Genomic DNA, 22,527 nt, shown 5'->3' on the forward strand with positions numbered 1-22,527 from the left:
AGGCTTTATACCTGAATATCAGCAGGAAGCCGCCCGCCGAAAAGCGGGTCTAGCCGTACAGCCGCGCGTAGTAACCTCCGAGCGCCAGCAGTTCCTGATGGCGGCCCCGTTCCACGACCGTTCCTTGATTCATGACCGTAATCAAATCCGCATGTTCCACAGTGCTGAGACGGTGGGCAATCAGAATGGTGGTGCGCCCCTTCATCAATACGTTCAGAGCTTGCTGTACCCAATGCTGGGATTCGTTATCCAATGCAGAAGTCGCTTCGTCCAGCAGTAGAATCGGGGCGTTTTTGAGAATCGCCCGGGCGATCGCAATTCGCTGCCTTTGTCCACCTGACAATGACGCTCCCCTCTCTCCCACCGGCGTTTTATACTGTTCAGGAAGTTCCTGAATAAAATGGTGAGCGTACGCCGCTTTGGCCGCTTCCACCACTTCTTCATCCGTTGCATCCGGGTTGCCATAGCGGATATTTTCCTCAATCGTGCCGGTAAACAAAAACGGTTCCTGCGGAACGTATGCAATCTGCCTGCGGATTTCTTCCAGCGTGTAATGGCCGAAAGGTTTACCCTGAAGCAGGATATCTCCGCTGTCCACAGGATAAAAACCGAGCAGCAGCTTGATCAGCGTACTTTTGCCGCTGCCGCTGGCTCCCACGATCGCAGCGACCTGACCAGGAAACACCTGCATGGACATGTCGACAAGCACCTTTTTATCTGTCTGATAGGAAAATTCCACATCGCGAAACTCCACCGCAGCCTCCGATACAAGCTCGCTATGAGAAGATCCCAAACGCTCCGGTTCCTCTTCCTCGCTTAGTACCTCTTGAATCCGGTGAGCACCCGCGAGCGAATTTTGGGTCATCGACAGAACCATCCCCAGGTTCAACAAGGCGTGCGTCAGATTCACTTGCAAAACTGCCAGAGCGGCGACACTTCCCATTCCCATCAATCCGTAAGCATAAAGAAGACTGCCGATGACGATGATGCCGCAGAACGTGACGTAGCTGATAAAATGGTTCACCGCAGCCTGCATACCGTTCTTTTTCGCCGTTTGCCGAAGCGTTTGCGTCATTTGCTCGTTCAACGCCTCGTACTGGCCGTAAATCGTGCGGATGCGAAACAGCTTCACAATTTGAATGCCGCCCATAAAATCTTTAAATTTTTCGGTCATTTTACCGAGCGTACGCAAGCCTTGTTCGGACAAAGCGCGGATATCCCGTGCAAATTTCAGGCTGACCAGAGAGGACAGCAGCAGAATGACGAAGGATACGCCAGCAAACCGCCAATCAATCACCGCCATAGAGACAATGGAGCCGATGCAGAAGACAACTTGAAGCAGCAAAACGAAGTAAACCTGCGAGAATGTAAACTCAACGGTCGTTACGTCGTTGTTCACTCGCGACAGCAAGTCCCCATGGTGGTTCTGCTCCAGGAATCTCGGCCGCACCCGGCACAGCTTGTCATAAAGACGTTTGCGGATATTCAGCACAGTCAGCTCGACACTGCGCTGGTATAAGTAAATGAACCAGGGAGAAATTATATTTTCCAGGAACAGGGCCGCGCCCAAAATAACAAAAGCTTCTACCATCAGGGACGTATCTCGGGACACGGCGAAATCAACCAAGTTATGTACGACCAAGCTGAAGGCGATCAGAAACAATGTCTGGGTGAGCGCCGTTACAGCAAGGCCAATCGCGTACTGGGTTTTGCGCTTGCGGTTCATAAACGTCAGCAAGTAGCCGAGTTCTTTCACTTGTGATAGCCTTCCGCCCTTTTTCATGTGTACGACACCTCCCTGCGTTCGGCAGACTCGGTAAACTCCTGGTAATACGACTGGGCGTACAGTCCCTTCCTCTCGAGCAATTGTTCATGAGTGCCCTTTTCGACAATACTTCCTTGTTCCATAACCCAAATTTCATCGGCGTTTTGTACCGTAGAAAGCCGGTGGGCAATAACCATGGTCGTTCTCTTCTTCATCAATACGCCCAACGCTTCCTGAACCGCGCTTTCCGACTCCGGATCAAGTGCCGATGTGGGCTCGTCCAACAGCAGAACGGGAGCATCCTTCAGAAACGCCCGAGCCATTGCAATGCGCTGGCGTTGCCCACCGGACAAAAACCCGCCGCGCTCTCCGACATACGTCTGGTAACCGTCCTCAAGCTGCATAATGAAAGAATGAGCCTGAGCGGCTTTGGCGGCTTCGATAATCTCGTCCATCGACGCTTCTTGCCGCCCATAGCCGATATTTTCGGCGATCGTACCGCTAAACAAATATGAATCTTGGGTTACCACGGAAAAATGTGACCGAAGCTGCTCCGGATCTGCACCGTGGATCAGGCTTCCGAACACGCGGATCTCGCCCTGATCCTCCGGAAGTGGATAAAAGCCGCATACCAGCTTAAACACCGTACTCTTCCCTCCGCCGCTCGCTCCGACAAGTGCAATCGTCTTGCCTTCCGGCACCGAGAAGCTAACATTCCGCAGAATCGGGGAACTCTCTTCATACCCGAAGGTTACGTTCTGAAACTGGATGGGGGCGGCGCTCGCTTTTGGAAGCAAACGGCCATTTTCCGTTTCGGTCGGCTGCTCGACGATTTCGGAGACCCTTCTCAGGGCACCGGTCATTTCGAACGTGCGCGTAATGAGCTCGGGAATATGCTCCAGCGGCTCCAGACACAGATTAAGCAAGTACAGGAAGGCGATCAGTTCTCCCGCGCCTAGCTGCCCGTTGTAGATCAAATAGCTTCCGTAACTGACGGCGAAAATGATCGGGCTAATCATCAGCGTAGAAAGCAGCGGGTTGACCCAGGCTTCCCGCTTTTTCACGGCCAGCTTTTTTTGAGCCGTCAATTGTAGCAGCACTTGGTAGGAGCGAGATAACATACCGGATAGCAGGTAGCTTTTTACAATAGGCATCCCCCCAAGCGTATCCTGGAGGTTGACGTTCATTCGGCCCATGTTCGCCTGGGCTTCCTCCGTCAACTGTTCCAACTGCTTGCCGATCCATTGGGAAACCAGCAGTGCTACGGGAAATAACAGCAGGCTGTACAGCATCAGCTCCCATTGGAGATACATCAAATAAGCGAAACAGCCGATAAATAATAGCGGATGATAAAACCACTGGGCGAGGTCCCGAATCATAAATTGCTGGATGAGCTGCAGATCGTTGTTGATCCGCGACAACACGTCGCCGGAGTGCTGCTTTTCCAAATAGGGGACCGGGAGTTTGCCGATATGACGCATGACATGGTTGCGGATATCCTGCACCGCAGAGGCACTGCTTCGCTCCACACCAAAGCTCATGAAAAACTTCGCCGGCACACCGATCAAGATGACCACAAAGACCGTGTACACGATCTGCAGAACGATAGGCCCCGCCCCATTCTCGGCCTGTGTGGTCAACTGCTCGACCAAACGTCCCGTCCATATCTCAATAACCGCGGCGGCAATTGCGGACAGGATACCGACGATCATCCAGCCTTTGTGACGGCTTACATAGGACATCAGCCAGCGGAACGCTTTCCAGGTGGCATAAGCGGTTCGGCGCTTGGAAGGCGCCGCTGTGCCTTGTCCTTGAACAGACGTCTGCCGGTCAGCTCCCATGCAGGACCCCTGCCTCCGCTTCGATCTGCTGCTTGATTTGCACTAAGATGTCACGGATGACAACGGCCGTTTCGTCCACGCGCGCGAGTTCCAGTAACTCCTCGTGTGCGCCCTCCAGCCGGTAATCGGCGTAAGCTTGCGTCGTTGCCCTCTGCCAAGACGGCAACTGGTGCTCCAGGCGGAACGCTTCACTGTCCTTCGCAATCAGTTCGTAAATTCGGGCAGTTATCGTTCCTGAATTAATAAGCTGCGCTTCGTACGTCAATGTGGCTTTGATCTTCCGATGAACACGCTCCCGCACGAGCGGATTGCTCATTAATTCCTTCTCTTCTTCGTCGAAATCCGCAAGCATCTCTTCAAGCTCTTTCTCAGACGTTTCATAAGGTGTGAGTGTGTCCTTAATCCACGAGTCCACCATGAGCATGTCCGTTACGGAGTACCCTCTTCTTTCCATCGATTTGGCTACCTCGAACGTCAGGTTGCCTCCGAAGCAGTAACCGAGCAACACGTAAGGTCCTTCAGGCTGGATACGAACAATCTCATCCACATAACGGTTCAGCATGGCCTCGTAATCGATGACATCGTCGATAAAATCAATGCCGTAAAGCACGAATCGGCCGTCTAGTCTGCTTGCAAGCTCTCGGTAACCGATGCCGAAGCCGCTGCCTGGAGGGAAGCAGAACACGTTCAGATCCCCTGTTTTATTTAGCTTAATGAAGGAGTCTCCCCCTTTATCCAGACCCAGATCCTCCTCTCCAAAAGCCATGGCTTCAACGGTTACATGATGGAATTGGCGATTCAGCGGTATCTCGATGCCCGTTTCATCGTAAACGGCTTGAACGAGCCTAATCAGACTTAAGGAATTGCCTCCCAGCTCAAAAAAGTTATCCTTTACGCCAACCTGTGGAATGCCAAGTGTATCCTGCCAGACACGGACAATCTTCATCTCGAGCAGCGTTCTCGGCGCGACATATTCCGTTCTTCCAGTGGCGGCTTCCTCTGGCGCGGGTAGCGCTTTGCGGTCGATTTTCCCGTTCGGAGTCAGCGGCATCCGCGAAAGCTGCACGAGGTACGAAGGAATCATATATCTCGGAAGTTGCTTGGCGAGCTGCTCCTTGAGTTCATGCGCCGCCAGCCTCGTTTCCGCAACGTAATAAGCAACAAGCTGCTTATGGCCGTTTGCGTCGTCGCGGGCGAGCACCACCGCTTCTTGCATGGCGGCGATCTTCAGCAGCTGCTCTTCAATCTCGCCGATTTCGATCCGGTAGCCGCGGATTTTCACCTGATGATCGATCCGCCCCCGGTATTCGATGTTGCCGTCCGACAGCCAGCGGGCGAGATCTCCCGTCCGGTAAAGGCGTTCTCCCGGCGCAAACGGATGTTCCACAAACTTCTCTGCCGTCAGCTCCGGTTGGTTCAGGTAACCTCTCGCAAGCCCCACGCCTGCCACGCACAGCTCTCCGTCCACTCCAGGAGGCACAAGCTGCAGGTGGGCATCCAAAATGAAAATCCGGTGATTGGACAGCGGGCGCCCGATCGGAATAACTCTGCGCTCCGGCTGCTGCTCAACCGCATCCCAAAGCGTCGTAACAATCGAAGCTTCGGTAGGCCCGTAAGCATTGAAATAGTGGACCTTCTCCTTCCACTGCTGCACAAATTCGGCCGATACCGCCGAACCTCCCGTTACAAGCTTCGTTAAGCTGGGAAGGCGGTCCGGGTTCAAATATGCGCTGTACGTCGGAGGCAAAATCGCCGCCGTAATCGCATGCTCGTTCATATAACTCTCGAACAGGCGGTTATCGAGAATCGTCTCGGCCATCGGGATGTACAAAGTCGCGCCAAAATAGAGCGCTTTGAACACTTCCCAGCAGGACGCGTCGAATGACAGGCTGGCGAATTGAACGATCCGGTCATGCTCCGTGATGCTCAGCCTGTCCGCGAACATCAGCTTCAAGCTGACCAAACCACGATGCTCCAGCATGACCCCTTTGGGTTTGCCCGTCGTACCTGATGTATAGATGACATAAGCCAGATCATTCGGACCGCTGGCCGGCTCCAGATTCGAAGCATCCAGCACACCAGTGGATTCCGCCCCGCTATCGCCCCAAACAAAATCGTCTAATTCAAGGCGTGTTCCTTCAAAGTCGGTTTTCTCGTGCAGATGTTTTTGAGTCAGCAATAACGGTGCGCCTGAATCCTCGATCATGAAGCGGATGCGCTCCTCCGGGTAGTCGGGATCGACAGGCACGAAGGCTCCGCCCGCTTTAAGAATTGCCAGAATGCCGACGACCATATCAAGCGAGCGTTCGACCAGAATTGCTACCAGCTGATCTGCTTCTACTCCTTTTTCCCGCAGCTTCCGCGCAAGGCGGTTGGATCGCTCGTTCAGCTCGCGGTAGGTCAATTGCCGCTCGTTCATGACGACGGCCACGTTATCCGGGCGATGCTCCGCCTGTTCTTCGAACAAGCCATGAATCGTTTTCCCCCGCTCGAACTCGGTTTCGGTGTCATTAAATCCCTTGAGCAGCATCTCCCTCTCGACTGGGAACAGCATATCGACTTGTCCAAACTCCAGATCTGGCTGAAATAAAAGCATGGACAGCAAACGAACAAGATGGTCGGCCGCCTGCTCCATAAATGCCCGCTCGTACCGCTGTCCGTCAAAGCTTATTTCCAGCTCGATGGAGTGGTTTTGGCGGTCGAAGCGAAAAACGGTATCAGCCGCCACACGGTTACCCAGCGGTCCCGGATGAATCGGGGCGAAGGATGCGATGGTGTTGACGACCGGGAGGCCATGCCCCGTATAGTCCAAATGGAGCGGCTCCACCATTTTTCGAAAAGGCAGGTGCTGATGCTCCAGCGCCTCGCCGATGGAGCCTTTGATGCCCCCAAGCAGCGTTTTCAGCGTAGTCTGGCTGCTTACCGATGTCTTGATCACCAAGATGTCATGCGGCGGCGTCTCGCCCTGGTCTGCGCTATACGAAGGCATGCCGACAAGCACTTGGTCCCGCCCGGTATATTTGAACAGCAGGCTTTTGACTCCTGCCAAAACAATCATGTACAGAGCCAAATCCGAACCGCTGGCGAGGCCAATGATTCTCTCCGAGAGTTCGCTCGGCAGAGTACGGTGAAGCAAGTCCGGCTCAGCCGCAGATTCACCGCCCTCGAATAATTTGGAGGATTGACTGTATGGAAGGAAGCTCAGGCTATCATCTGCGTCAAACTTGCCGCTCCAGTACCGTTCTTCCTTTTCAAATAAAGATTTCATTCGTACCTCCCCTAAAAATGAAGTGACCGCATACCCCGACGCAGGTCTGGAAAGGCTTGCTTTCGACCTGCGCGTTTACGGGCTTGCATGTTGTTCGCGTCTTCCTTGGGATACACGCGCTGTCGCTTGATGACGGAAGCGCGCTTGTAACATTAGAATGCGAATTCGATCGTATCGACGGCACTCTTTGCGCCTGCCGCCGGTTTATGACATTCAATTCGGCTTAGCTCGAGTTGTGGATTTTCCGCAATTTGAGACAGTACCCGCAGGTAATCCTCAGTCAAGGTGCGGATCATCGTTTCTTTGAACAGCTTGGTGGCGTAGAAGAAGCCCCCGCTCAACGCCCCTTCGTTTTCATACATAAACAGCGTCAGATCAAACTTCGCTTCTTCCAATGGGTCAAGCTCGTAATTCTTCAGGCTGACCCCTTCCAGTTCGGCGTCTCGTTCTTCAATATTTTGCAAGTCGAAAACGGCATCGAACAACGGGAAGCGGCCCGGCTCCCGTTTCACATTCAAACGTTCCACGAGATCTTCGAATGGATAATCCTGGTTCTCAAAAGCACCCAAAGCCGTTTCCTTCACTTCTTCCAGGTAGGACAAGAACGTTTTGTCGCCAGACGGACGATTGCGGAGCGCCAGCGTATTAACAAACATGCCGATGACCCGCTCCAAATCGGCGTTAGTTCTTCCAGCCACCGGGGTGCCCACGATCAAGTCTTCCTGACCGCTGTACTTGGACAGCAACACAGTATAGGCCGCAAGCAGCACCATGAACAGTGTGCTTTCACACTCGGCAGCCAATTCGCGTAACTGCGCAGAGAGAGAAGCTTCGACGTCGAACTCCACATGCGCGCCTTCGTAGCTACGAACGGCAGACCGTTCGTAGTCCATCGGCAGGTCCGCCGTGGGCAACTCGCCTTCGAAGGTTTGTAGCCAGTACGCTTCCTGCCGCCCGATTCGCTCTCGGTGGGCCTTCGACTGCTGCCAAACGGCATAATCCTTGTAATGAATGCGCAGGGGTGGCAGCTGTTCTCCGGCGTAGAAACTCGAGAACTCCTCCATCACAATCGCCATCGATACACCGTCGGACACGATATGGTGCATATCGAAAAGGAGAATACGCAGGTGCGGCTCCAGCTCGATGACCCCGGCGCGCAGCAGCGGCGGTTGGCCGAGATCAAACGGACGAACGAAGTTGCGGACGATCTGCTCGATTTGATCTGAATCCTCTGTATCCGCTTGATGGTGCTCGATAGCAAAATCGACCTGTGGGTATATCCGCTGAACCACTTCGCCCTTCATCATTTCAAAACCGGTGCGCAGCGATTCATGCCGTGTTATCAATTTCCGCAAGGCGGCTTCCAACCGGTCTAAATCAAACTCACCTTCCACCTGCACCAGTTCCGGCATGTTGTAAAGCTGATCTGCTCCATCCAGCGTGTGCTGAATGAACAGCCGTTTCTGCGCGGAGGACAGAGGGTAATACTCTCTCTGCTCCGCTTGAGGAATGGCCTCATGCTCCCGCCGTTCCATCCGGGCGATCGCCTTGGCCATCGCCGCAATCGTCGAGTGGCGGAATACGTCGCGCAGCGGGAGGTTGACGTTTAGTTCCTTAAATACCTTGCCTGCCAGTGACGTCGCCCGCAGGGAGTGACCGCCGATGTCGAAGAAGTTGTCGTGAACGCCAATCTCCTTCGTAAGCCCCAGCACCTCCTGCCAAATCACCGCCAGCTTCATTTCCAGCTCATTGCGCGGTGCGACATACTCCGTTCCACTTCCCGCTTCCCCTTCCGGCGCTGGCAGCGCCCTCCGGTCTATTTTCCCGTTCGGTGTCAGAGGCAGACGCTCCAGCTCCACGAAGTACGACGGGATCATGTAACCCGGTAGCTCCTGTGCCAGGGCACTGCGCAGATCATTCACTGCCAGCTTCGCTCCAGTATCCGGCGTGTAATACGCACACAGCACCTTCTGCCCATTCGCATCACTTCGAACCAGCACCACCGCTTCGCGCACACCTTCCACCCGCAACAGCTGCGACTCGATCTCACCCGTCTCGATCCGGTAGCCCCGGATTTTTGCCTGGTTATCGATCCGCCCGATGAAGTCCACGTTGCCGTCTTCCATCCACCGCGCCAAATCTCCCGTGCGGTACAACCGCTCGCCCACAGCGAACGGACTGTCTACAAACTTCTCTTCCGTCAGCTCTGGACGGTTCAAGTACCCACGTGCTACGCCAACGCCGCCGATGACCAGCTCGCCCAGCACACCGACGGGTACGGGATTCAGATGTGCATCCACGATGTAAAACTTCGCATTCAACCACGCTTTGCCGATCGGCACATGGCCTGTATGCGGCAGCTTCGTCAGCGCTTCGTCATAGAAACTGGAGTCGATACCCGCTTCCGTCACACCGTAAGCGTTAATGATGCGGAACGACGAGCCGAATCGTTCCTGCAAGGTTCGGTAATCCGCCACACTGCAGCTGTCCGAGCTTGTAATCAACAGCTCCATCCCGCTGAACTCCAACCCCTGTTCATGTACGTATTCCATAAACGGCACGATCAGCGCCGGTGTTGATTCGAAGATCGTCACTCGCTCCCGCACTATCCAGTAGTGCAGACGAGAAGGATCGATCCGGTCGTCCTTCGGCACAATCACCATCGTGCCTCCGTTGTACAGCGTCCGGGCAATGTCGCCCACGAACACGTCAAACGAGAAGCTGGCGAGCTGCAACAACCGCACCGGGAACTGATCTAATCGGTATTCCCGCTGGTAACCCGCCGCCGTGTTCACCAGGCTGCGGTGCTCGATCATCACACCTTTCGGCTTGCCCGTCGTTCCCGATGTGTAGATCACGTACGCCAGATCCTCTGGGCGGGCTTCATGGAAGCTGTCCATGCCAACAACATCAACATCAATATCATCCACAACATCCAGATGGTTCCGATCCGCACCGTTCACAGCCCCCGTTAGTTTGCCAGAGACCCGGCTGGAAGCCATGTTGGAGCCTTGATCAAAGCACATCGGAGCATTTGCCCGATCTTCGCTGTACGACACTTCGTCGTCGAGGTACAGCACCGACATCAGCGCCAGCTCCTCTTCGCGGAGCCAGGCCTCGGCACGTTCTCGCAGCGGCGTTTGTGTCAGCAGTACCTTCGCTCCGCTGTCTTCGAGCATAAACCGCACGCGGTCCGCCGGATAATCCGGGTCGAGGGGTACATACGCCCCGCCGGCTTTCCAGACGGCCAGCACGGCCACCAGCAAGTCCACCGAACGCTCGGCGAGAATGCCAACGATTGACTCCCGGCCGATGCCATTTGCACGCAGCGTGACCGCTAAGCGGTTCGCTCGCTCGTTCAGCTCCACATACGTTAGGCGGTTATTTTCATACACAACGGCCTCCGCTTCCGGCGTACACTCTGCCTGTTTCTCAAACAGACGGTGGAACGTAGCCGCAGGAGCCGCTTCTAGCTGCGCTGGATTAAACGCATTGAGAACTTGTTCTTTTTCCTCTGCTGTCAGCAAGTTCAGCTCGGCAATCTTCGCATCTGGACGGTTTACAATTGTCAGGAGCAACTGCTCGTAATGTTTTGCCAGCCGTTCAATCGTCTCCCTTTTGTAAAGAGCTGTCGCATATTCAAAGCTGTAATCCAAGCCGCCGTTCTCCTCGCCCACATCCAAGCTGATATCAAACTTCGCAGTATCAAGTACGCTCGGATAAGGAATCAGGCGAAGCCCTTCCAGCTCAAATTGCTCGTTCTCCGTATTTTGCATCGTAAACATCGTGTCGAACAGCGGATTACGGCTTAAGTCACGGGTGACTTGCACCTTGTCCACCAATTGTTCGAACGGATAGTTTTGATGCTCAAAGGCACGCAGCGTTGTTTCTTTGACTTCGTTCAGATATGACAGGAATGTTTTCTCCGAAGACGGATAACTGCGAATCGCCAGCGTGTTTAGGAAAATCCCGATCAACGGCTGCACATCTCCATGATTCCTTCCGGCAATCGGCGTACCAACGATTACGTCTTCCTGACCTGAATATTTATGCAAAAGCACGTTATACGCCGCAAGCAGCACCATAAACAGCGTCGTGCCCGTTTCCGAAGCCAGCTGTTTCAGGCCGCCGGTTTTTGAAGCGTCGAAGGAAAACTCCAGCGTTTGACCTTCGTAGCTCTGTACAGCCGGACGTGGATAGTCGGTCGGCATTTCCAGCACTGGAAGCTCGCCCTGGAACATGTCCAGCCAATACGCCCCCTGATGCTGAAGCCGTTCCTGCTGCTCCTGCGAATGCTGCCAAACGGTGTAGTCTTTGTACTGAATGCGTAGCGGCTCCAATTGCTCTCCACCATACAAACGTACGAATTCTTCAACAAAGATTTCCATTGAAACGCCGTCAGAAATAATATGATGCATGTCGTACATCAGAATATGGCGTTCCGGAGCCAGCTCAACAAGGCCTACCCTCAACAGCGGTGGCTTAGCCAAGTCAAACGGACGGACGAAACCGTGAACCACCGCTTCGACCTCTTGCTCATCCGCTTGATAGAACTCCACCGCAAAATTCACGTCCTGGTAAACCCGCTGTGATGCTTCTCCATCCACCATTTCAAACCCGGTGCGCAACATTTCATGCCGCGCCACGAGCTTACGGAACGTTTCTTCGAACCTTGCCCGGTCCAAAGCACCCTCCAGCAGCATCGCTTCCGGCATGTTGTAGCTAAGCTCCGCAACTTCCAGCTGATTCAGAATAAAGAGACGTTTTTGAGCAAAAGATTGCGGGTACACCTCTCGGCCATCCGTCACCGGAATGGAAACAAATATCTGCTGATCCAGCCGAGAAATGGCGGTAGCCATGCTCTCGATCGTGGAATGGCGGAACACGTCGCGCAGTGGCAGATCCACGTTCAACTCTTTATGAATCTTGCTGACCAACGTTGTCGCGCGCAGGGAGTGGCCACCGATGTCGAAGAAGTTATCGTGAACACCAATCTCCTTCGCAAGCCCCAGCACCTCCTGCCAAATCGCCGCCAGCTTCGTTTCCAGCTCATTGCGCGGTGCGACGTACTCCGTTCCGCTTCCCGCTTCCCCTTCCGGCGCTGGCAGCACCTTCCGGTCTATCTTTCCGTTCGGTGTCAGAGGTAGACGCTCCAGTTCCACAAAGTACGACGGGATCATGTACCCAGGCAACTCCTGTGCCAGCGCCCTGCGCAGATCGTTCACTACCAGCTCAACTCCGGTATCCGGCGTGTAATACGCGCATAGCGCCTTCTGCCCGTTCGCGTCACTTCGAACCAGCACCACCGCTTCGCGCACACCTTCCACACGCAACAGCTGCGACTCGATCTCACCCGTCTCGATCCGGTAGCCCCGGATTTTTGCCTGGTTATCGATCCGGCCGATGAAGTCCACGTTGCCGTCTTCCATCCACCGCGCCAAGTCTCCCGTGCGATACAACCGCTCACCAGCGGTGAAAGGACTGTCTACAAACTTCTCTTCCGTCAGCTCTGGACGGTTCAAGTACCCACGTGCTACCCCAACTCCGCCGATAACCAATTCGCCCAGCACACCGACTGGAACAGGATTTAGATGTGCATCCACGATGTAAAACTTCGCATTCAGCCATGCTTTTCCGATTGGCACATGACCTGTCTGCGGCAGCTTCGCCAACTCCTCGTCATAGAAACTGGAGTCGATCGCTGCTTCCGTCACGCCGTAGGCGTTAATAATGCGGAACGATGAGCCAAAACGCTCCTGCAAGGTCCGGTAATCCGCCACACTGCAACTGTCCGAGCTTGTGATCAACAGCTCCATCCCGCTCAACTCCAGCCCTTGCTCGTGCACGTATTCCATAAACGGTACGATCAGTGCTGGTGTTGATTCAAAGATCGTCACTTGCTCCCGCTCTATCCAGTGGTGCAGGCGAGACGGATCAATCCGATCATCCTTCGGTACAATGACCATGGTGCCTCCGTTATACAACGTGCGTGCGATATCACCCACGAACACGTCAAACGAGAAGCTGGCGAGTTGCAGTAGCCGGACTGGGAACTGATCCAACCGGTATTCCCGCCGGTAGCCCGCTGCCGTGTTCACCAAGCTGCGGTGCTCAATCATTACACCCTTCGGCTTGCCTGTTGTCCCCGACGTGTAGATCACGTACGCTAGGTCCTCAGGACGAGCTTCATGGAAGCTGTCCAAGCCAGCAACCTTCAGATGACTCGGATCATCGCTGTTCACAGCACCCGTCAGCTCGCCGGAGACTTTACCGGAAACCATGCTGGAGCCAAGCGGTGCATTCTCCCGGTTTTCGCTGTATGACATTTCGTCGTCGAGGTACAACACCTTTGCAAGTGCCAGTTCCTCTTGGCTGAGCCAGGCTTCAGCACGCTCTCTCAGTAGCGTTTGTGTCAGCAGCACCTTCGCTCCGCTGTCTTCAAGCATAAACCGCACGCGGTCCGCCGGATAATCCGGGTCAAGCGGTACATATGCCCCGCCTGCTTTCCAGACGGCCAGCACGGCCACCAGCAGGTCCACCGAGCGCTCGGCGAGAATGCCAACAATCTCCTCCCGGCCGATTCCACTTGCGCGCAGCGTGGCCGCTAAGCCGTTCGCCCGTACGTTCAGCTCCGCATACGTCAGCCGAACGTTCTCGTAGACAACGGCTTCCGCTTCCGGTGTACGTTCCGCCTGTTCCTCGAACAGTCGGTGGAACGCGGCCGCCGGAGCCGCTTCCGGCTGCGCCGGGTTAAACGCGCCGAGAATTTGTTCTTTTTCCTCTTCCGTCAGCAAGTCCAGCTCAGCGATCTTTGCATTCGGATGGCTTACAATCGCCGCAAGCAAATGTCCAAAATGAATCGATAGCCGCCGGATCGTGCTTTCTTTATAAAGAGCCGTTGCGAATTCAAAGTTGCACTCCAGTCCGCCATTTTCTTCCGTAACATCCACACTCAGGTCGAACTTGGCCATACCATATTCGCTAGGGTACGGGGACAATTTCAGCCCTTCCAGCTCAAACTCTGACTCCTCCAGGTTTTGCAGGGAGAACATCGTGTCAAACAGCGGGTTGCGGCTCAAATCCCGGCTAACCTGCACTTTATCGACGAGTTCTTCGAACGGATAATTCTGATGCTCGTAAGCGCCTAAAGTCGTTTCTTTCACTTCTTCCAGATACGACAGGAAGGTCTTCTCCGAAGCCGGATAATTGCGGATCGCCAGCGTGTTGACGAACATTCCGATCAAAGGCTGCGTGTCGCCGTGCGTTCTGCCCGCAATCGACGTTCCGACGATCAAATCGTCCTGACCTGTGTATTTATGCAAAAGCACGGTATATGCGGCAAGCAACACCATATATAGCGTCGTTCCTCTTTGAGCGGCCAGCTGTTTCAAGCCTTCGTTCGTTGCCTCGTCCACGAAGGACGTCAGCGTATGTCCCTCATAGCTCTGTACAGCAGGACGCGGATAGTCCGTTGGCATTTCCAGAACCGGCATCTCGCCCCGGTAACGGTCCAGCCAGTAAGCTTCCTCGCGTTTCAATTGAATTTTTTGCTCGTCCGATTGCTGCCATACTGCATAGTCCTTGTACTGAATGTGCAAAGGCTCTAATGACTCACCGCCATACAGACGAACGAGTTCCTCAACGAACACGTCCATCGAAACCCCGTCGGAGATGATATGGTGCATGTCAAACATCAGTAAATAACGATCGGCGGCCAGCTCTACGAGCTCGGCACGCAGCAGCGGTGGCTTCGCCAAGTCGAAAGGTCGGATAAAAGCCTGCACGACTGCAGATGCTTCTTCCTCGTTCGCATGTCGACACACGACGGAAAAATCAACGCTCTCGTAAATACGCTGTACCGCTTCGCCTTGCACGACCTCAAATCCGGTTCTCAACGTTTCATGACGTTGGATCAGTCCGCGGAAAGCTTTCTCCAGCAGGCTATGATCAATCGATCCTTCGAGCAGCAGCACACCCGGCATGTTGTAGCTCTGATCGGCTCCTTCCAGCTGATTCAGGATAAACAACCGCTTCTGAGCTGAGGAAAGTGGATAATACGCTCTTTCATCTGCCATCGGAATCGCCGAGAACAACTGCTGTTCAATCCGGGAGAGGGCGAGAGCCATCTGTTCAATCGTTGAGTAGCGGAATACGTCGCGCAGAGGCAACTCGACGTTCAACTCCTGATGCACCTTGCTCACCAGTGTCGTTGCCCGCAGGGAATGGCCGCCCAAGTCAAAGAAGTTGTCATGAACCCCGATGTGCTCCAATCCAAGCACACTTTTCCAAATTTCAGCCAAGCTGGCTTCGAGCGGAGTCCTAGGCAGAGTATGTCCTTCGCCCGGTTGCAAGCTCTCCTCCGGCGCCGGGAGGGAACGGCGGTCTACCTTGCCGTTCGTCGTCAGCGGGAGACGCTCCAACTGGATCAGGTACGCCGGGATCATATAGGTCGGCAGTTCCTGAGACAGCACGCTCTTCAGCTCGGCCGCCGGAAGCTCACAGTCCGCTTCATAATAGGCGCAAAGTTGCTTTTCGCCGGACACGTTTTCCCGCGCGAATACTGTCGTTTTCCGAATTCCCTCCACTTTCTGAAGCTGAGCTTCGATCTCGCCCAGCTCTATGCGGAAGCCACGGATTTTCACTTGGTCGTCCGTTCGTCCCACATATTCAATCGTGCCGTCCGGTAGCCATTTCGCCAAATCCCCCGTCCGGTACATGCGCTCTCCTGACGTAAAAGGATTGTGCACAAATTTCTCCGCCGTCAGTTCCGGCCGGTTATTGTAGCCCCGTACCAAACCTTCTCCGCCGACACATAGCTCCCCGACCACGCCGATCGGCAGCAACTTATTCCGGCTGTCGACGATATACACCGTCGTATTGCTGATTGGTCGTCCGATAGGAACGGTAAGCGCCGACTCATCAACGAAGTCGACCGGAAGGTACGTGGTAAATATCGTGCTTTCCGTCGGTCCGTAAACATGGTTGAGCCTACCCGCTCCAAGATGGGCGAGTGCTTTACGTACATGACCAACCGAGACACGCTCTCCTCCAAACAAAATCGCCCGGACATCCCGGAAACAATGGACATTCACATCTACAAGCACGTTGAAGAAAGCCGTCGTAATAAACATGACCGATATGCGCTGGCGCTGGATGAGATCCGCCAGTAGACCAATTTCCAGCAACGTCTCGCGGGGAACCAGCACCAGCCGCGCCCCGTTGGTCAAAGCACCAAAAATATCGAAAATCGCTCCGTCGAACGAATAGCTCGAAAGCTGGAGGACATGATCGCGATTGGTGATGTCTATATAATTTGTATTTTGCACAACGCGCACGATGTTGCGGTGTGAAACAAGGTTTCCTTTTGGCTTGCCCGTCGTGCCTGACGTATAGATCACGCAGGCCAGATCTGTCGCTTCAATCCCTGGATTTAGGTTTGTTCCGTCCTCGTGATAGAAGGACTCTTCATCCAGTAAGATCACCGAGTCCAAACCCGCCAGTCGCTCGCGCAAGCGGCTTTGTGTCAGCATGACCTGCGCTCCTGAATCCTCTATCAAGAAACGGATACGCTCCTCTGGATATTCCGGGTCAATCGGTACGTAAGCGGCTCCGGCTTTGTGTGTTGCCAGTATACCTATAACCATTTCGATGGAACGCTCAGCCATAATGGCGACCAGACGTCCTTGAGATATCCCGTGGCTGCGCAAGGTACGGGCAAGGCGGTTGACACGTTCGTTCAGCTCCCGGTAAGTCATCTCTTGCTCATTCATGGAGATGGCGGCTGCATCCGGGATGTACTCCGCCTGCTCTTCGAACAATTGAATGAGCGTCTGCCCGCGCGGAAATTCCGTCGTGGTGTCGTTAAAACGTCCGAGAAGGTCGGCCTTTTCTGCCTCCGTCACAAGTTCCAGCTCGCCCACGGTAATTTCCGGGTTATCCGTTACCTGCTCCAGCAGATGCACGAGATGCCCCTTGAGCCGCTCGATGCTGTCTTTATCGAACACTTCGGCGTTAAAGTCGAATCGAATTTCGATCTCGGCTCCCGGCATCACAGTCACGTTGAAGTTATAGTTCGTCTGCTCCTCCATCTGAACGTCAGCAATTGTCAGGCCGCCGTGCTGCTGGTCCCCCGCCTGCTCCATCTGCTCGTCCACCGGATAGTTCTCGAAAGCGATGATATGGTTGATCAGATTCTGCTTTTGCACGCTACGAGTTTGAATTTCATACAGCGGATAGTAATCATAACGCCCGGAATCCAGCGCCCGCTCTTGGAGCTTCGCCATCAGGTCGGCGAACACGGTGTCCACTTCGCTATTGACGCGGACCGGCACCGTATTGATGAACAGCCCGATCATAGACTCAATGCCCGGGATTTCCGCCGGTCTTCCGGCAACGACACTGCCGAATACGGCATCGTTTGTTCCGTTATATTTTTGCAGCATTACGCCCCAAACGGCTTGCAGCAGCGTATTGACTGTAACCAGGTGCTGTTTCGCCACCCGGTCCATCCGTTTGCTCAAGTCCTTGCCTAGTTCGGCGGTGACGTGATCAGCCGTAAATCTGCCGCTCGGCGCTGGTTCCTTTTGCCCCGGAAGTACGGTTTGCCCTTCGTAGCCTGCCAGGAACGCCGTCCAATAGCCGGATGCCGCCTGATCGTCCTGTTTCTCCAACCATTCGATATAATCGCCATAATCCGATCCTTTACCTCCCGCTGGCTGCTTCCCAGAGGTCAGGGCCGAGTATATCTCAAACAACTCCTGCGTCAGCTGAGCCAGGCACCAGCCGTCCATTAAAATATGCTGGAAACTCCACAGAACGTGATAACTTTGCTCTTCGGTGCGCAGAATCGTAAACCGAACGAGCGCATCATGTTCCATGTCGAAGCCACGAAACTTGTCCACCTCGGCCTTTTCATCCAAGTAAGCTTGTTTCTCGTGTACCTGCAAATGAAGCAGCTCTTCATATTCAAAGCCGACTGGCTTATCGCGGTATATGATTTGCAGCGGCTCGCCCGCTGGTCCATTCACAAAATTCGCCCGCAGCACCAGATGACGTTTTGCAAGCTCCATCCAGCTCCTCTCAAAAAGCTGGACGTCGAGCGCTCCCCGCATCGTAAACCGAGTCTGCTCAAAGTAAGCTGCCGTTTGCTGGTCAAGTGCGCTGTGGAACCACATACCCTTTTGCATCGGCGTCAGCGAGTAAATATTTTCGATTTCCCCGAGATGACTCGAGCGCTGGGCGATTTGCTCCAATTCTGTGATGGTCAAGCCTTTAAATTGCACGTCGCTTGGCGTCATTTCGGTGTTCTCTTTGCCTGCGCAGTGGGTAATGAGCTCTCGGAGACTTTGCTCAAGCCGCTGAGCGAAGGCTTCCATCGTTTCCTTCCGATACTGCTTCCGGCTGTAGCTGAGATCGAGCGATAAAGCACCGTCCAGCACCATACCGTTGATATCCAGCACAAAGCTGCGGGCCTGCCGGTCGCTAGCCGGGCTGCCACTGGAATAAGAAGATATGCCGATCTCGCCCTGGTTGACATCATCGTCGAACTGGCCGAGGTAGTTAAAATTAATTTCCGGCTCTGCGCCCCAAACCAAGCCTTCCTCCGATTTCGAAAGATAGCGGCATATGCCGTACCCAAGCCCCTTGTTCGGAATGCGGCGCAAGTTTTCCTTGACCTGTTTAATCTGATAGGTCAAATCCCGGTCAGTTTCCGGCTCTAGGACGACCGGAAACTTGGTCGTAAACCAGCCGACTGTACGCGTGATATCGATATCCGATCCGATCGATTCACGTCCGTGTCCTTCGAGATTGATCCGCACCCGTTCGTGCCCCGTCCATTTGCGTAAGGCTATGCCGAGCGCCGTTACCAAAATATCATTCATTTCGGTGTTGAAGGCACGGTGAACCCGCTTCAGTAGCAACTCCGTTTCTTCGGGAGCCAAACGGACAAACAGCGATTCGCTGTCCTGCTGCGTCGTAACGTCCGCCTCCATATCCTTCGGCACGGCCGGAACCTCCATTTGATCCACGGCCTGCCAATAGGCCCGTTCCTTCTCCATCTCCGGGCTTTGCGCGTAAGCAGCCAACTGCTCGGACCAAGTGCGGTACGCATCTGTTTTCGCCGGGAAACGAATTTCTTCGCTTTTGCCAGTCTGCTCGTAACCTAGAGCGAAATCCTCCATTAAAATGCGCCAAGACACGCCATCTACCACAGCATGATGAACCCCGAGCAGCAAATGATCACCGTCCGCGCACTGGAACAGTCCCGCCTTCATGAGGGGCCCGTTCTCCAGATCGATGCCCGCTTGAATGTCCGTTGCCTTCGCTTCCACAGTCTGCGTGGGATTCTCCGCATCTTTGAAGTCGAACACGTCCAGCGTGAACATCTCGTCTTCCTGAATCGCGCGGTTCCGTGCGCTAAACCCTTGTTCCGTTTTGCGGAACACCATCCGTAAGGCGTCATGATGCTCGGCCAGCTTTTGCAGCACCTGACGTACCATCTCTTCGTCGAAGCGTTCCTTCCGGTACAGCATCACCGACTGGTTGAAATGATGCGGGTCCGCAAAGGAGCTCTCGAAAAACCAATGCTGAATCGGCGTCAGCGCCGTTTCACCCGTAATTTCGCCTTGATCAATGGTACGTCCGATCGGTATCACATGCAGGCTAAGCTGTGAGATCGTCGGATATTTGAACAAATCCCGAATTTCCAGCTTGTACCCGGCTTGATGAAGCCGCGAAGATACTTGAATGGACTTGATCGAATCTCCGCCCAGCTCGAAGAAATGATCCGTTACCCCAACGCGATCGGCGTTCAATACCGCCTGCCACACATCGGCAAGTGTCCGCTCGGCTTCATTGCGTGGAGCTACGTACTCGCCACCGGTCAGTGCGTTTCCTTCCGGGGCAGGCAAAGCCTTGCGGTCGATTTTGTCGTTCGGGGTGAGCGGCATCTGCAGAAGCTGAACAAAATGTGCCGGAATCATGTAATTCGGCAATTTTTGCGCCAGCGCGCTTCTCAGCTCGCCGAGCGTAAGAGGGAGACTAGCGACCAGGTAAGCGCACAGTTCTTGCCCACTTTTGCCTTCCCGCGCAATCACAATCGTCTCCTGCACCGAGTCGATCTTCAGAAGCTGCTCTTCAATCTCACCGACCTCGATTCGGAATCCACGGATTTTCACCTGATGGTCGATCCGGCCCAAATACTCCATATTACCGTCCGGCAGCCAGCGGGCGAGATCTCCTGTCCGGTAAAGGCGTTCTCCCGGCGCAAACGGATGTTCCACAAATTTCTCTGCCGTCAGCTCCGGCTGGTTCAGGTAACCTCTCGCAAGCCCCACGCCTGCAACGCACAGCTCGCCGTCCACTCCTGGAGGCACAAGTTGCAGGTGGGCATCCAAAATAAAAATCTGATGATTAGACAGCGGGCGCCCAATCGGAATGACTCTACGCTCCGGCTGCTGCTCATCCGCATCCCAAAGCGTCGTAACAATCGAAGCTTCGGTAGGGCCGTAAGCATTGAAATAGTGAACCTTCGCTTTCCACTGCTGCACGAATTCGGCCGATACCGCCGAACCTCCCGTTACAAGCTTTGTTAAGCTGGGAAGACGGTCCGGGTTCAAATGAGCGCTGTACGTCGGGGGCAGAATCGCCGCCGTAATCGCATGCTCGTTCATATAACTCTCGAACAGACGAGTGTCGAGAATTGTCTCGGCCGTCGGGATGTACAAAGCCGCGCCAAAATAGAGTGCTTTGAAAACTTCCCAGCAGGATGCGTCGAAGGACAAGCTCGCAAATTGAACGATCCGGTCATGCTCCGTAATGCCCAGCCTGTCTGCGAACATCAACTTCAAGCTGACCAAACCACGATGCTCCAGCATGACCCCTTTGGGTTTGCCCGTTGTACCTGACGTATAAATGACATAAGCAAGATCATGTGGACCACTGGCCGCCTCCAGGTTCGAGCCATCGTCGCTATAGGCCTGCTTGTCATCTAGCGCCAATACGGTCCCTTCGAACGGGACTTGCTGTAAAAGCTCTCTTTGAGTCAGTAGCAGCTGCGCGTTCGAGTTCTCCAGAATGTAGCGAATACGTTCTTCCGGGTACTCCGGGTCGATCGGCACGTAGGCACCGCCAGCTTTCAGAACCGCCAAAATGCCAATGACCGTCTCCAGCGATCTCCTAACCATCAAGCCTACCAACTGATTGGGCAGCACACCGACCGATCGTAGCGTACGCGCCAGCTGGTTCGCCCGTTCGTTCAACTCTGCGTATGAAAGCCGCTGCCCCTCAAAGACAACCGCCGTCGCCTCGGGCACACGCTTCGCTTGCTCCTCCACAAGCTGATGAATCGTCCGATCACGAGGATAGTCCTTCTCGGTATCGTTGAAGCTTTGTATTAATTGAAATTTTTCGTCCTCCGACAGCATGTCCGCTCGTACGATGTCCAGCTCCAACTCATGAAGCCCCACGGACAGTAGGCGATTCAGATGGCCGACGACCCGATCCATGAACTCGGAGTCATATAAGTGCTCGTTATATGACAGCGCTAGCTGTATCGTCCCGCCGGCTAAACTGAATTCAAAGGAACAGTCCGTGACCACGTTTTGCCCAATTTCGTCCAGATGCAACTCCTTAAGGGATACTAGCGTATGGACGAAGGGTATCCCTTCTGCATATTGCAGATCCAGCTTCTCCGTCATTTTCAAGAACGGAATATGTTGATGCTGAATGGCTTCCGGCAAGGAAGTCCTCAGTTCGCTCAGAAGCGTCTTAAAAGTTGCCCCCACCGAAAGCGAGTTTTTCAAAATGACCGTATGATTAACGGATCGACGCGTCTCCCCCTTTTTCGGCACAACCGGCATGCCAACCAGAATGTCTGAAGCACCTGTATATTTATGCAAGAGTGCCTGAACACCTGCGAGCAAAATCATAAAAGCAGCCAGCGGAGCACCCTTGCTCATTTGAAGGACCCGCTGCGCCGCTTCCTCCGAAAGCGAACCGCCAACGGTTTTCACATTGGGCACCAGGGAGTTTGGAGCTTTGCTGTAAGGCAACCGCGTCAAGGTATAATCGTCACTACCGAATTTTTCGTTCCAAAACAACGTTTCTTTTTCAAAAGCCATCTGGATCGTTCCCCTCTCTTCATCGGTAAAAGCAATCCGGCGGAGCATATGCCGAAGCAACGCTCCAGCCTCGCTCCTCTCTTTTTCAAACATCTGACAACAATATCAATGGCTTGCGCAACGTCACGCTTCGATTGCCCGGTTGATCGCATACGGCAATCCTCTGCCTAGCAGCTGTACCGCTCGGCTCCCATGCGTAGAGGACAACAAACATCGTTCTACGCAAGAGATGCGGCTACTTCGGACTCCTCTGCTACAATAAGATTGCTGCGGACGAGCCACCCGAAGACGGGATTTGGTTTAACTTGGGTTCGGAATTGGATTTGGGGATAGACGACAAGGAATGTTCCTCCTGTCGATGTAAGGCTTGCCGCAGGGTTCCGGCCGTCTAGCAGGAAGTCGATCGTACCTCCTGATTTGGTACCCGATCTACCTTTGACGAAGCCTATGTTTAAGGGGTATTGATACACTCTATGTACGATTTGATTTTTCCCCCACAGCCCTGGTGTGGATAAGTAAAGATTCGGCTGC

The 22,527-nt window shown here is 54.2% G+C and carries 4 protein-coding genes; all 4 read right to left on the reverse strand.

Annotated features, from left to right (window positions below):
- Positions 1 to 49 precede the first annotated feature (49 nt).
- Positions 50 to 1,783 carry an ABC transporter ATP-binding protein gene (locus tag MKY01_RS27910; protein ID WP_339284379.1) on the reverse strand — a complete coding sequence of 578 codons (1,734 nt, stop codon included), beginning with the start codon at positions 1,781 to 1,783 and terminating at the stop codon, positions 50 to 52.
- Positions 1,780 to 3,606, reverse strand: a complete 1,827-nt coding sequence (locus MKY01_RS27915) for an ABC transporter ATP-binding protein (protein WP_339284381.1) — start codon at positions 3,604 to 3,606, stop codon at positions 1,780 to 1,782. Before MKY01_RS27915 ends, MKY01_RS27910 begins: the two co-directional genes overlap by 4 nt.
- Entirely contained in the window at positions 3,596 to 6,874 is a 3,279-nt protein-coding gene (locus tag MKY01_RS27920; protein WP_339284383.1) for a non-ribosomal peptide synthetase, read from the reverse strand. Before MKY01_RS27920 ends, MKY01_RS27915 begins: the two co-directional genes overlap by 11 nt.
- A gap of 152 nt (positions 6,875 to 7,026) precedes the next feature.
- Complete coding sequence (locus MKY01_RS27925) at positions 7,027 to 22,089, reverse strand: amino acid adenylation domain-containing protein (RefSeq protein WP_339284386.1); 15,063 nt, start codon at positions 22,087 to 22,089, stop codon at positions 7,027 to 7,029.
- Positions 22,090 to 22,527: the final 438 nt, after the last annotated feature.

It is taken from the genome of Paenibacillus sp. FSL R5-0486, from assembly GCF_037975155.1.
In the GTDB taxonomy this organism is placed as follows: Bacteria; Bacillota; Bacilli; order Paenibacillales; family Paenibacillaceae; genus Paenibacillus; species Paenibacillus amylolyticus.

Coding starts and splice junctions, on each gene's coding strand:
- MKY01_RS27910 (WP_339284379.1), bottom strand. CDS start 1,783: ATGAAAAAGGGCGGAAGGCTATCACAAGTGAAAGAACTCGGCTACTTG.
- MKY01_RS27915 (WP_339284381.1), bottom strand. CDS start 3,606: ATGGGAGCTGACCGGCAGACGTCTGTTCAAGGACAAGGCACAGCGGCG.
- MKY01_RS27920 (WP_339284383.1), bottom strand. CDS start 6,874: ATGAAATCTTTATTTGAAAAGGAAGAACGGTACTGGAGCGGCAAGTTT.
- MKY01_RS27925 (WP_339284386.1), bottom strand. CDS start 22,089: ATGTTTGAAAAAGAGAGGAGCGAGGCTGGAGCGTTGCTTCGGCATATG.